The following is a 233-nucleotide window of genomic DNA, read 5'->3' as shown; positions in this document are numbered from 1 at the left end:
GACCTGCCTTCGCCATCGGTATTCCTCCTGATATCTACGCATTTCACTGCTACACCAGGAATTCCACGACCCTCTTTCACACTCAAGCCTGGCCGTATTAAGCGCAGCCCCCAGGTTAAGCCCAGGAATTTCACGCCTAACAAACCAAACCGCCTACGCGCCCTTTACGCCCAGTCATTCCGAGTAACGCTAGCCCCCTTCGTATTACCGCGGCTGCTGGCACGAAGTTAGCC

The 233-nt window shown here is 55.4% G+C and carries 1 rRNA gene; it reads right to left on the bottom strand.

Going from position 1 to position 233, the window contains the following annotated elements:
* Positions 1-233 (bottom strand): 16S ribosomal RNA (locus ACTHSL_RS14280); the annotation flags it as partial.

It is taken from the genome of Neisseria sp. P0008.S010 (assembly GCF_051962715.1).
In the GTDB taxonomy this organism is placed as follows: Bacteria; Pseudomonadota; Gammaproteobacteria; order Burkholderiales; family Neisseriaceae; genus Neisseria; species Neisseria elongata.
Note: the sequence above shows the minus strand (reverse complement) of the source record. Positions and strands in the feature narration are given on the sequence as shown.